The sequence below is a fragment of the Pseudoduganella violacea genome (genome assembly GCF_014191875.1).
GTDB classification, from domain to species: domain Bacteria; phylum Pseudomonadota; class Gammaproteobacteria; order Burkholderiales; family Burkholderiaceae_D; genus Rugamonas; species Rugamonas violacea_A.
Window position 1 is genome coordinate 133,429 of sequence record NZ_JACHXD010000014.1, and the last position, 12,443, is coordinate 145,871.

The 12,443-nt window shown below is 59.5% G+C and carries 13 protein-coding genes; 8 read left to right on the forward strand and 5 right to left on the reverse strand.

What is annotated here, in order from left to right; translation table 11 throughout:
- Nucleotides 1–55 precede the first annotated feature (55 nt).
- The gene (locus FHS03_RS21495) at nt 56–493 is read right to left on the reverse strand and encodes a putative toxin-antitoxin system toxin component, PIN family (protein ID WP_183442975.1); all 438 of its coding nucleotides are present in this window, start codon (nt 491–493) and stop codon (nt 56–58) included.
- 38 nt (nt 494–531) lie between these two features.
- Here FHS03_RS21495 and yaaA point away from each other — a divergent pair, with 38 nt between their 5' ends.
- Complete coding sequence (yaaA, locus tag FHS03_RS21500; protein WP_183442976.1) at nt 532–1,302, forward strand: peroxide stress protein YaaA; 771 nt, start codon at nt 532–534, stop codon at nt 1,300–1,302.
- A 1-nt stretch (nt 1,303) separates the two neighbouring features.
- Here the strand turns inward: yaaA and FHS03_RS21505 are convergent, their stop codons facing one another.
- The gene (locus FHS03_RS21505) at nt 1,304–2,179 is read right to left on the reverse strand and encodes an outer membrane protein assembly factor BamD (RefSeq protein ID WP_183442977.1); all 876 of its coding nucleotides are present in this window, start codon (nt 2,177–2,179) and stop codon (nt 1,304–1,306) included.
- Between the two features lie 81 nt (nt 2,180–2,260).
- Between FHS03_RS21505 and FHS03_RS21510 the strand changes: the two genes are divergently transcribed.
- Together FHS03_RS21510 and pgeF are read left to right on the forward strand one after the other, a co-directional pair.
- Nucleotides 2,261–3,346, forward strand: coding sequence for an RluA family pseudouridine synthase (locus FHS03_RS21510; RefSeq protein ID WP_221208209.1), 1,086 nt, complete (start codon nt 2,261–2,263; stop codon nt 3,344–3,346).
- Nucleotides 3,343–4,185: a peptidoglycan editing factor PgeF gene (pgeF, locus tag FHS03_RS21515; protein WP_183442979.1), complete on the forward strand. Its 843-nt coding sequence runs from the start codon at nt 3,343–3,345 to the stop codon at nt 4,183–4,185. Before FHS03_RS21510 ends, pgeF begins: the two co-directional genes overlap by 4 nt.
- Before the next feature lie 17 nt (nt 4,186–4,202).
- Here pgeF and FHS03_RS21520 read toward each other — a convergent pair whose 3' ends face one another.
- On the reverse strand, nt 4,203–4,415 hold the full coding sequence (locus tag FHS03_RS21520; RefSeq protein WP_183442980.1) for a hypothetical protein: 213 nt from the start codon (nt 4,413–4,415) through the stop codon (nt 4,203–4,205).
- Between the two features lie 62 nt (nt 4,416–4,477).
- On the opposite strand from FHS03_RS21520, the gene phaC reads away from it, so the two are divergent.
- The 4 genes from phaC to FHS03_RS21540 all read left to right on the forward strand — a co-directional run bounded on the left by phaC (nt 4,478) and on the right by FHS03_RS21540 (nt 9,829).
- Nucleotides 4,478–6,199, forward strand: coding sequence for a class I poly(R)-hydroxyalkanoic acid synthase (phaC, locus tag FHS03_RS21525; protein WP_183442981.1), 1,722 nt, complete (start codon nt 4,478–4,480; stop codon nt 6,197–6,199).
- Between the two features lie 225 nt (nt 6,200–6,424).
- Entirely contained in the window at nt 6,425–6,982 is a 558-nt protein-coding gene (phaR, locus tag FHS03_RS21530; RefSeq protein WP_183442982.1) for a polyhydroxyalkanoate synthesis repressor PhaR, read from the forward strand.
- A 199-nt stretch (nt 6,983–7,181) separates the two neighbouring features.
- Nucleotides 7,182–8,579 carry a 30S ribosomal protein S12 methylthiotransferase RimO gene (gene rimO, locus FHS03_RS21535; RefSeq protein ID WP_183442983.1) on the forward strand — a complete coding sequence of 466 codons (1,398 nt, stop codon included), beginning with the start codon at nt 7,182–7,184 and terminating at the stop codon, nt 8,577–8,579.
- An 80-nt stretch (nt 8,580–8,659) separates the two neighbouring features.
- Entirely contained in the window at nt 8,660–9,829 is a 1,170-nt protein-coding gene (locus tag FHS03_RS21540; protein WP_183442984.1) for a cystathionine beta-lyase, read from the forward strand.
- Between the two features lie 5 nt (nt 9,830–9,834).
- Here FHS03_RS21540 and FHS03_RS21545 read toward each other — a convergent pair whose 3' ends face one another.
- Together FHS03_RS21545 and FHS03_RS21550 are read right to left on the reverse strand one after the other, a co-directional pair.
- Entirely contained in the window at nt 9,835–10,257 is a 423-nt protein-coding gene (locus tag FHS03_RS21545) for an STY0301 family protein (protein WP_307729563.1), read from the reverse strand.
- A gap of 8 nt (nt 10,258–10,265) precedes the next feature.
- Nucleotides 10,266–10,505: a BPSL0067 family protein gene (locus tag FHS03_RS21550; RefSeq protein WP_183442986.1), complete on the reverse strand. Its 240-nt coding sequence runs from the start codon at nt 10,503–10,505 to the stop codon at nt 10,266–10,268.
- A gap of 226 nt (nt 10,506–10,731) precedes the next feature.
- On the opposite strand from FHS03_RS21550, the gene FHS03_RS21555 reads away from it, so the two are divergent.
- On the forward strand, nt 10,732–12,132 hold the full coding sequence (locus FHS03_RS21555; RefSeq protein ID WP_183442987.1) for a cytochrome B6: 1,401 nt from the start codon (nt 10,732–10,734) through the stop codon (nt 12,130–12,132).
- Nucleotides 12,133–12,443 lie beyond the last annotated feature (311 nt).

Sequence of the window (12,443 nt, forward strand, 5' to 3'; positions counted from 1 at the left end):
AAGATGTCTGTAGTATAACTCTTGCAGTGCGGGAGGCGTGCGATCGAAGGTGGAATCAGGCTTCCAGCGACCACTTCTCCGGCAGCATGACCTTGAACATGCCTTCGCGCGCCAGGCGTTTGGCCAGCTTGAGCAGGGCTTTGTCCTTGGTGATCAGGATGTCGGCCTTGGCGTCGCGCGCCAGTTCTAGGAATTTCTGGTCGTCGCGGTCGGTGCAGACCGGCAGGCGCACGCCGGATTCGGGCGGGGCCACCACCTTGATCAGGGCGTCGAAGCGGGCCGCGCTCAGCGGGCGGGTGCTTTCGTCGAGCGGCAGGTGCTTGTAGTGCAACACCACCAGATACTCTTCGCGGCAGTCGGCGCGCGTGATCGCTTCCACCGCGCCGCTCTCGATGGCGGCCAGCAAACCGGCCCAGCGCGGGTCCTTGAACACGAACAGGTCGAGGCAGACATTGGTGTCGATGACGATGCGTTTCGGTGAAACAGGTATCATGTCGGAAATCTTGATTAGAAGTATGTTTTTGGAATCTTATGCTGATAGTGCTTTCGCCCGCAAAAAGTCTCGACCTCGACACTCCGCCCACCACCACCCTGCAAACCCAGCCCGCTTTTCTCGACCACTCGGCCCAGCTGATCGAGCGCCTGCGCGAATTTTCGCCGGCCGAGCTGGGCGAGCTGATGGAGCTGTCCGACGCCCTGTCCACGCTCAACGTCACGCGCTACGCATCCTGGAGCAAGGATACTGCCGAAGCGCGCCAGGCGGTGATGACCTTTAACGGCGACGTCTACGACGGCCTGGCGGCGCGCACGATGACGCCCAAGCAGCTCGACTACACCCAGTCGCGCATCCGCATCCTGTCCGGCCTGTATGGCATGCTGCGTCCGCTCGACCTGATCCATCCGCACCGGCTGGAAATGGGTACGCGCCTGAACAACTCGCGCGGCAAGGATCTGTACGCCTTTTGGGGCGATACGATCACCGAGGCCTTGAACGCCACGGCCGAAGAGCAGGGCGCCGAGGTGCTGGTGAATCTCGCTTCCACGGAATATTTCAAGTCGGTGCGCCCGCGCAAGCTGGCGATGCCGGTGATTACCCCTTCCTTCGAAGATTGGAAGGGCGGCAAATACAAGATCATTTCCTTCTACGCCAAACGGGCGCGCGGCATGCTTGCACGCTATGCGGCGGAAAAGAATATCCGCGATCCTGAACAGTTGAAGGATTTCGATGTGGACGGCTACGCCTTCGAGCCGCAGGCTTCCGGCGAGCGGAACTGGGTGTTCCGCCGCCGCGTAGCCGACTGAATCAGCCCTTGACGGGCGCCGGCGCGGAAGCCGGTGCTGGCGCTGGAGCAATGGCCGGCGCCGGTGCCGGAGCCGAGCTCCAGAATTTCCACCATTTGCGCTCTTCCTTGACGCCGTTCTCGTCGAGGAATTTGCTGTTCGGGAAGTTGAGCTTGAACACGCGCAGGGCGTCGTCGCGCAGCACGGCGTTGCCCAGCTTCTCGTAGCTGCGGATCATGATGAACAGCGCTTCTTCGATGGCGGGCGAGTCGCGGTAATCCTTGACCGCATCCATGGCGCGGTTGGCGGCGGCCAGGTAGGCGCCGCGGCGGTAGTAATAGCGCGCCACATGGACTTCATACGCGGCCATGGCATTGATCAGATATTTCATGCGTTCGATCGAATCGGGCGCATACTGGCTGTTGGGGAACTTGTCCACCAGGGCCTTGAAAGCGGCAAACGCTTCGCGCGTGGCTTTCGGGTCGCGTTCGGTCGGATCCTGTTCGTAGATGAAGTTCAGGAAGCTGATCGAATCATTGAAGTTGATCAGGCCGCGCAGATAGTACATATAGTCGACGTGGCTGTGGTTCGGGTGCAGCTTGATGAAACGCTCGACGGCGGCCAGGGCTTGGGCCTGGTCCTGCGACTTATAGTAAGCGTAGGCGATTTCCATCTGCGCCTGCTGGGCATAAGTGCCGAACGGATAGCTCGATTCGAGCTTCTCGTACAACTGAATTGCGCGCTCGTAGTGGCCGCCGGCCATTTCATCCTTGGCCTCCGAGTATAATTTCGTAGCAGACCAGCCTTTGGTCTCATCGATTTTCTCTGGTAACAGGCTACAAGCGGATAAACCGAACAGTACGACTGTTGCTGCAACTACCGATAATTTTTTTTGCATGTTGTTGTGCAAGAAGACGTTTAACCAAAATACTACACTAGGCTGATTATAGCCGATGGGAATGCTGTGATATTGAATCCTTTGCCGAATTCGGCAGAACAACTGTCCGACACTGATTTTGACGCCGATTTCGAAGGCGAGTTCCTGGCCGAAGCGGGCGATCCGCTGGCCCCGATCGCACTGCAACTGAGCCCGTCCGACTGCGGCGAACGCCTGGACAAAGTGGTGGCCCGCCTGGTGCCGCAATTCTCGCGCGGCCGCCTGCAATCGTGGATCGAGGACGGTTTCGTGACGGTGGACGGGAAGCCGGCCAAGGTGCGCGCCACCGTCTACGGCGACGAAAAAGTGCTGGTGCTGCCGCAAGCGGCGCCGGAAGACGTGGCTTTCGCCCCGGAAGCCATGGAGCTGAATATTGTGCATGAAGACGAGCACCTGATCGTCGTCAACAAGCCTGCCGGCCTGGTCGTGCATCCGGGCGCCGGCAACTGGACCGGCACCTTGCTGAACGGCCTGCTGCACCACTGTCCGCAACTGGGCGGCGTGCCGCGCGCCGGCATCGTGCACCGTCTGGACAAGGATACCAGCGGCCTGATGGTGGTCGGCAAGGATCTGGCGACCCAGACCGATCTGGTGCGCCAGCTGCAGGCGCGCACCGTCAAGCGCGAATACCTGGCCCTGGTCTGGGGCACGCCGCGCGGTTCGGGCACGATCAATGCGCCGATGGGCCGCCACCAGAAGGACCGCGTGAAGATGGCGGTCTCCACCAGCCTGGGCTCGAAGCCGGCCATCACCCACTACCTGCGCCTCGATTCGGGCGACCTGGACCGCCGTCCGGTCAGCCTGGTGCAATGCCGCCTGGAGACGGGCCGCACCCACCAGATCCGCGTCCACATGGCCCACCTCGGCTTCCCCCTGGTCGGCGACTATGTGTATGGCAAGCCCCACCTGACCGAGGTGTTCCCGCGCCAGGCGCTGCAGGCGCGCCGCCTGGGTCTGGTGCATCCGGCCACCGGCCAGGCTTGCGAATGGCTGGTGCCGCTGGCCGACGATTTCCTCGCGCTGCTGGAGCAGGCTGGCATCGCTGAACCGGACGAAAACGCCGGCCAGGAAGGCTATGGCGAAGAGTTCGACGATTTCGACGACGACTACGGTGACGACGAGGAATGAGCGAAACCCGCCCCAACGAGTCCCAGGCGCCAGAGGCCGGCGTGAGCGATGTGCGCCTGGAGGGCGCCTGGCTGCGGCCGGTGTGGCCGGGTTTGCCGGCCAATATCGGTGTGCTGTGCACGACGCGGCTGGGCGGCGTCAGTGTGGCGCCCTACGGCTTGGCCGATGGCGCGGCGGGCGGCTTGAATCTGGGCGTGCATGTCGGCGATGATCCGGCCAGCGTGGCGCGCAACCGCGCCGTGCTGCGCGGCGAGGTGCCGGCCGAGCCGGTGTGGCTGTCGCAAGTGCATGGCATTGCCGTGGCCGACGCGGATGCGGCCGGCCAAGGCGTGCCCGAGGCCGACGCCAGTGTCGCGCGCCAGCCGGGGACCGTGTGCGCTATCCTGACGGCGGATTGCCTGCCGGTGCTGTTTTGCGATGTGCGCGGCTCGGTGGTCGGCGCGGCCCATGCTGGGTGGCGCAGCCTGGCTGGCGGCGTCCTGCAGGAAACGGTGAAGACCATGCGCGCGGCAGGCGCTGGCGAGGTGATGGCCTGGCTGGGTCCGGCCATTGGCCCAGAGCGTTTTGAAGTCGGGGCCGAAGTGCGCGAGGCTTTCCTGGATGGGGCAGGGGATGAGGCGAGCCGGCGCGAAGTGGAAGCTGCTTTCCGTCTGGTGCCGGGACAGCCCGGCAAGTTTCTGGCCGATATCTACGCCCTGGCGCGCAGCGTGCTGCACCGGGTGGGTGTGGAGCAGGTCAGCGGTGGCCAGCAATGCACCGTGTCCGACCCTTCTCTCTTCTATTCCTACCGGCGCGACGGCATGACCGGGCGCCAGGCGAGTCTGATCTGGATCAAATAAAGCCGGTGCTGGCGGGTTTAGTCTTCGCTTTTGGGCGCGGACTTGGCCCGTTCGGCTTCCGCTTGCGCGGCGCGGCGCAATTTGCGGCGCTTCCCGCCTGTTAAGTAAAATAATATCCCTAATGGCAACACGCAATACAATGTAAAGGTCATAATGCCGGCAACGATGGATGGCTCGGTAAACGCCATCAACAGCACGACATAGATCCACGCAGCAGCAACAATCAGCATAAAGCAGTCTTGGTTAAGAGTGAAAAAACTAGGTTGAAAACTTATTTTTAATGGACTTAAACATGAATGTGCCCGATCCGCAAGCCATTGCCACCGACTGGTTAGCGCAATTCAGCGATCCCAATCAATGGCAATCCTGGTTCAAGATGATGCCGGAAATGGATGCCATGCCCGGCGCCGCCATGCTGCGCGACGCTGGCGCCGTGATCCGGCCCGACGTGATGGACCAGTTGAAAAACGACTACATGGCGGAATTTGGCCTGCTGTGGCAGGAATTCCTGGCGGGCAAAGCGCCTGCCGTGAATGACCGCCGCTTTTCCTCGCCCGCCTGGCTGGGCAATCCGGTGTCCGCCTTCCACGCCGCATCATACCTGCTGAACGCGAAATTCCTGGGCGCCATGGCCGACGCTTTGGAAACGACTTCCCATCAAAAGCAGAAAATCCGCTTTACCGTGCAGCAGATCGTGGATGCCATGTCGCCCGCCAATTTCCTGGCGACTAATCCTGAAGCCCAGGAAAAACTGATCCAGACCAAGGGCGAAAGCCTGGCCAAAGGCTTGGCCAATATGCTGGGCGATATCCAGAAAGGCCATATCTCGCTGTCGGACGAAAAAGCCTTTGAAGTGGGCCGCAACCTGGCCAATACCGAAGGCCAGGTGGTGTTTGAAAACGAGCTGTTCCAGCTGCTGCAATATGCGCCGCTGACAGCCGAAGTGCATGAGCGCCCGCTGCTGATGGTGCCGCCTTGCATCAACAAATACTATATTCTCGACCTACAGCCGGAAAATTCCCTGGTGCGCTACGCGGTGGAACAGGGTAATACCGTCTTCCTCGTCTCCTGGCGCAATCCCGACCGCAGCCTGGCGAAAACCAGCTGGGACGATTATGTGGAGCAGGGCGTCTTGCGCGCCATCGCCGTCGCCAGCGACATCAGCAAGCAGGAGCAGTTGAATATGCTGGGCTTCTGCGTCGGCGGCACCTTGCTGTCGACCTCGCTGGCCGTGCTGGCCGCGCGCGGCGAACATCCAGCCGCCAGCCTGACCCTGCTGACCACCTTCCTCGACTTCAGCGACACCGGCATCCTGAACGTGTTTGTCGACGAGGCGCAAGTGCAGTTGCGCGAGCAAACCCTGCGCGATGGCGGCCTGATGCCGGGGCGCGACCTGGCCAGCACCTTCTCCAGCCTGCGTCCGAACGACCTGGTGTGGAATTATGTGCAGTCGAATTATCTGAAAGGCAATGAGCCGCCGCCATTCGACCTGCTGTACTGGAATTCCGATTCGACCAATCTGCCGGGGCCGATGTTCTGCTGGTATCTGCGCAATACCTATCTGGAAAACAATCTGAAGGTGGCCGGCAAGCTCACCGTGGCCGGCGAAAAAATCGACTTCGCCAATATCGACGCGCCAGCCTTTATTTACGGTTCGCGCGAAGACCATATCGTGCCTTGGCAATCGGCTTACGGTTCGGTGCCGCTGCTGAATCCGGGCAAGCCCGAAGCCAACCGCTTCGTCCTGGGCGCCTCCGGCCATATTGCCGGCGTGATCAATCCGGCGGCCAAGAAAAAGCGCAGCTACTGGACCAATGACGGCAAACTCGGCCAGGATGCCGACAGCTGGTTCGCCGGCGCCACCGAGCAGCCGGGCAGCTGGTGGCCGGAATGGGCCGCCTTCCTGGCCGAGCACGGCGGCAAGCGCGTGAAAGCGCGCAGCAAACTGGGTAATACCAAATACAAGCCCATCGAAGCCGCGCCGGGACGCTACGTCAAGACCAAGGCGGAATAAGCGCAACGCGGCGGCAGTGCTGTACGGATACACATGTTATTGCAATACAATTATTAGAGTTGCGTTGCAATAAACATCAATATTCGCGCAAAACTTATAACGTGAACTGCCCGCCGCGATTTTTTCACTCTATAATAGGGTCGCAGGCTTGTGAAAAGCGAACCTCTGTTCGCTTTTTTTTCGGATTAACAAAGTACGCGCTGCGGCGCAATAAGTGGACTTGTGATGAGTAGTGCAAAGAAAAGTGCTGAACGCTTGATCAAGAAATACCCTAACCGCCGTCTTTACGACACGCAGACCAGTTCGTACATCACTTTGACCGACGTCAAGCAATTGGTGCTCGATAACGAAGACTTCACCGTGGTCGACGCCAAGACCAATGAAGATCTGACGCGCAGCATTCTGCTGCAGATCATTCTGGAAGAAGAAGCCAGCGGCGTGCCGATGTTCTCGACCGATGTGCTGGCCCAGATCATTCGCTACTATGGCCACGCCATGCAGGGCATGATGGGTTCTTACCTGGAAAAGAACATCCAGGCCTTCGCCGAAATCCAGCGCAAGTTCACGGCCGGCGCCGCCAACTTCGACGGCAAGCCCTTCAGCCCGGAAATGTGGACCCAGTTCATGAACGTGCAAGCGCCGATCATGCAAGGCATGATGAACAACTACATCGACCAGAGCAAGAGCCTGTTCGTGCAGATGCAAGAGCAGATGCAAAACCAGAGTAAGTCCCTGTTCGGCGCCGCCTTCCCCTTCGCCGTCCCCCCCACCGACAAGAAGTAATCCCCTCTACCGCTGACCCCGTGTCCACCTTGGTGCCAGGCACCAAGGGGACACGAGCTGAGCAATGGAGCCGGACTCACTAGCTCTTCCACAGCTGACTCCGTGTCCGATCGGTGCCTGGCACCAGGGTGGACACGGGCTCGGCAGTCGGGCGTTCTGGTATAATTGCCGATTCGCTCGAATTTTCTTTGCAATTGCCATGCACTCCATTTCCCGTATTCCCAAGGCCGGTACTGAGGCAGCATCCGCTGGCGCCGCGCCCAAAGTCGGTTTCGTTTCCCTCGGCTGTCCCAAAGCTCTGGTTGACTCGGAGCAGATCCTGACCCAGCTGCGCGCTGAAGGCTATGAAACCGCCAAGTCCTACGATGGCGCCGACCTGGTGATCGTGAATACCTGCGGCTTTATCGACGCCGCGGTGCAGGAGTCGCTGGATGCGATCGGCGAGGCGCTGGCGGAAAACGGCAAGGTCATCGTGACCGGCTGTCTGGGCGCGAAGAAGGATGCCGATGGCAAAGACCTGATCCAGAAGGTCCATCCGAAAGTGCTGGCCGTGACCGGTCCGCACGCGGTGGGCGAGGTGATGGCCGAGGTGCACACCCACCTGCCCAAGCCGCACGAGCCTTTCATCGACCTGCTGCCGCCGCAAGGCATCAAGCTGACGCCCAAGCATTACGCCTATCTGAAAATCTCGGAAGGCTGCAACCACCGCTGCTCCTTCTGCATCATCCCGTCGATGCGCGGCGATCTGGTATCGCGTCCGATCGCCGAACTGATGCTGGAAGCGGAGAACCTGTTCAAGGCCGGCGTGAAAGAGCTGCTGGTGATTTCGCAGGATACGTCGGCCTATGGCGTCGACGTGAAGTTCCGTTCTGGCTTCTGGAATGGCCGTCCCGTGAAAACCCATATGACCCAGCTGACCGAAGCCCTGGGCCAGCTGGCCAAGCAGTACGGCGCCTGGGTGCGTCTGCACTATGTCTACCCGTATCCGCACGTGAATGAAATCATTCCGATGATGAGCGGCGGCCATATCCTGCCTTACCTTGACGTGCCGCTGCAGCACGCCCATCCCGATGTGCTGAAGCGCATGAAGCGCCCAGCCTCCGGCGAGAAGAATCTGGAGCGCATCCAGGCCTGGCGCGCGATGAATCCGGATCTGGTGATCCGTTCCACCTTCATTGCCGGCTTCCCTGGCGAAACCGAGGCCGAATTCGAATACCTGCTGGACTTCCTGAAGGAAGCGCAGATCGACCGCCTGGGCTGCTTCGCCTATTCGCCGGTCGAAGGCGCAACCGCCAATGAGCTGGAAAATCCGGTGCCGGAAGAGGTGCGTGAAGAACGCCGCGGCCGCGTCATGCTGCTGCAGGAAGAAATTTCGCGCAAGCGTCTGCAGTCCAAGGTCGGCAAGACCGTCAAGGTCCTGATCGACGAGCTGACCCCGAGCGGCGCGATTGGCCGTTCCGCCGCCGATGCGCCGGAAATCGACGGCGTGGTCTACGTGAAGAAGCCTTATGAGCCGCACAAGAAGCTGGCCGTGGGCCAGTTCTATGACGTGGAAATCACCAAGGCCGACGCCCACGATCTGTGGGGCGAAGCTTAAGCGGCGCTTCTCGACGCGGAGACAGTACAATGAAAGGCGGATCGGCATAAGGCCGGTCCGCCTTTTTCTTTTCTCGCCCCATGAACAAGACCAAGTCCCTGCAAACTGCCCTGATCCACACTGACTACACGGCCCCCGAAGGCTTTGCCGCTTTCCCCAGCGCCATCCACCACGCATCGACTGTGCTGTTCAAGGATGTGGCGGCCATGCGCTCGGGCGACTGGAAAGAGAAGAACGCCTATACCTACGGCTTGCACGGCACGCCCACCACTTTCACGCTGGAAGCGCGCCTGGCCGAAATCGAGGATGGCAAGCATTGCCTGCTGGCGCCGAGCGGCTTGTCGGCGATTTCGATGGTCGATTTCGCGCTGCTGAAATCGGGCGACGATGTGCTGTTGCCGGACAATGTGTATAACCCCAACCGGGAGCTGGGCCGCTGGTTGGCGCGCGACTTCGGCATCAGCGCGCGCTATTACGATCCGATGATCGGCGCCGGCATCGCCCAGCTGATCCAGCCCAACACGAAGCTGATCTGGACCGAAGCGCCCGGCTCGGTGACGATGGAGGTGCCGGACCTGCGCGCCATCTGCGCCGCCGCGCATGCTCGTGGTGTGGTGGTCGCGCTGGACAATACCTGGTCGGCCGGCCTTGCCCTGCGCGGTTTCGATCTGGGCGTGGACATCATCATGCAGGCGCTGACCAAGTACCAGTCGGGCGGCTCCGACGTGCTGATGGGCGCCCTGATTACGCGTGACGATGGCCTGCATGAGCGCCTGAGCATGGCCCATATGCGCCTTGGCCTTGGTGTGGGTGCCGACGACGCCTACCTCGTGCTGCGCGGCCTGCCCACCATGAAGCTGCGCTTCGACGCGCACGACGCGGCCGCGCGCAAGGTCGCCACTTGGCTGGCGGCGCGCCCCGAAATCCACAAGATGCTGCATCCGGCTTTCGAAGACTGTCCCGGCCACGAGATATGGAAGCGCGACTTCAGCGGCGCGGGCGGTCTGTTCTCGGTGCTGTTCGATGCGCGCTTCAGCGAAGCGCAAACCGACCGCTTCGTAGATTCGCTCAAGCTGTTCAAGATCGGCTATAGCTGGGGCGGCGCCAACAGCCTATGCGTGCCTTACCGCATCCAGGCCATGCGTAGCCATTGGAAGGAAGAGGGTACGCTGGTGCGCTTCAATATCGGCTTGGAAGACCCGGATGATCTGATCGCCGATATCGAACAGGCCTTGGGGGCGATGGTCTAAGCTTATTAGTTACATTGGATTTGCTTGATTTCCAGCCCGCTGCCGCGCCGTTTTGCGTACTCAATACTGCAGGAGCGGTAGTGTGAATCGAGTTGGCGGACAGCCATTACCGTGGTGCCACGATAGCTGCATCCCAGCCAGTAAGCATGTTGGCTGTTGGGAGGCAAAGACCAGCGTGCAGTTAGTTTTTTCGCGCCGACTTGCTCATCCGGCACCAGGGAAGCCTGCTCTCGCGGATGGCCAGAGTAAATTCCGGCATTCTCAAAGTAGTGCTGGGCGGGTTCGGCTAACATTTCCCAACCTGCAACCTCGTTTGCCTTCGGATGAGTCTGGATCTGAGGCGGGCAGTTTAATATTTCCCCAGATGATGTGCGCGCGAAAAGGACAAGGGCGGCTGGGACAATTAGATAGAGCGATATCTTGTGCATGATGATGTTTACTCAATCACATAATATGTTGTGCCTTCATTACTACGTGAATAGCTTTTAGTATTAAAGCGAATGGTTCGTCTACTGACTCTACCTTTGCTATTCCATTGATTCAAGGCAACTATACCATTTTTGCCATGGCTCAAATAGATAGCGGCATGCTTCAACACATTTGGTATTTCCTTGGCGTTGGCATAGCGTTCCTTTGCGGATATTTCCGGCTCCGTTACTTGAAGGATGTAAGGCATGATAAAACTCCTCGGTAGTGTATCCCGAAGCATATTTATTTTAAGAAATACTTTGTTGCTGATAGTCAAGTTTATGGCGGGAAGCGATTCATGCCAAGAATGAGGATTTTTTGAGATTGCGCAAATTCATTAAACTCAGCCATTGATTTAATCGAACTTTATGGTTTAATAACGCTTGGGCATATTGACAAGATTGATAACTCATCAGTAGTGAGCGGAGGTTCCCATGAAGACCCGCAAGACCGCTGTAGGCATCAGTGTCGCCGTCGCAATCGCCATCCTTCCGGGCCTGGTGCATACCCAGGACAAGGGCCAGCCGCCGCCATCGAGCTATATGCCGGTGGTGGCCAAGGAAGACTTCAATATCACTTACCAGCGCATGAAGGCCGCCAAGGCGGGCTTGATGCGGCGCCAGGCCGAGTTGCTGGCGGGGCGCTACGACCTGTCCAACAAGGCCGCGCCGGGCGTGACCATGTTCCGTGGCAAGCCGGTGCAGGAGGGCGTGCGCGTCAAGCTGCCGCGCGGCACCAGCTGGGCCGAGCTGGCGGCGCTCAGTCCCGACGAGGTCCGTAACCGCGACCTGTTCCCGACCGGTTTCCTGCCGCTGCCGCATCCGAACCATCCGGAAGGCGGCATGCTGTTCCCGCAGTTCCATATCGACGAAATCCTGAAGCAGGAGGCGCGCGACCTGAACCGCTTCGATCTGGAATTCGACTTGCCGGACCATTTCCTGCCTGAGTTCCCGGCGCCGATCTTCCTGACCACGCGGCCGGATCTGGGCGACGTCTCCAAGGGCAAACAGCTGACCATCGATAACTTCTACGATATCTTCAACGGTACGCTGAATCCCAAGCAGCTGGAAGGCCTGCGCCTGCTGTTGACGCCTTTCCCGCAGCAGCAGTTCAACCAGACCGAGGACCGGCGTTCGACGAAACCCAGCCGGGGCGTGGCCTGTTTCGATTGCCACGCGAATGGACATACGAATGGTTCGACCCATCTGGTCGGCGATATCCGTCCCCAGCCTTTCCGCCATCGCATCGAGACGCCGACTTTGCGCGGGGTGAATATCCAGCGCCTGTTCGGCTCCCAGCGCGGCCTGAAAACCATCGAGGACTTCACCGAATTCGAACAGCGCGCCGCCTATTTCGACGGCGATCCGGTGATCGCCACCAAGAAGGGCGTGAATATTCTGGAGCGCGGCAGCCAGGTGCATTTCATGAGCGAATTCCAGTCCCTGCTCGACTTCCCGCCCGCGCCCAAGCTGGATGTCTTCGGTAAGCTCGATCCGAAGAAGGCGACGGCGGCCGAGCTGCGCGGCCAGACCATCTTCCACGGCAAGGGTCAATGCGTGAGTTGCCACGCGCCGCCGTTCTACACCGATAACCTGATGCACAACCTGAAGACGGAGCGCTTCTACAAGCCGCGCACGATTGCCGGCCACACCATGGTGGGCGATGGTCCGATCAAGACCTTCCCCCTGCGCGGCATCAAGGAGTCGCCGCCGTATCTGCATGACGGCCGCCTGCTGACGCTGGAAGATACGGTGGAATTCTTCAACCTGGTGCTGGAGACAAAGCTGGACGAGAAAGAGAAGGCCGATCTGGTGGCCTTTTTGCGAGTCCTGTAAGGAACAGCCCCGTCAAAAATGCGGGGCTGTTATCTGTTCAAGACCACAATAAAATATTTCTAATGCTAAGGTATTAACAACTAATATATGTCAATGTAGATGAAGCATTCTTCAGATCAAACAATAATTTTTTGTGAAATTATGAAATTTTAGGCCGTCTGATGGAAATTTTCCTGCCGACTGATTGAGTTTCTATATTTTCATTTATGTTTTCATGCTAGGGAAGCACTGATTAATTCATCAGGCGCTGCTCCGCGCGGCAGTCGGACCTGAGACAATAGCGGCATCCCCACTGTTCGCCATCGGCCATG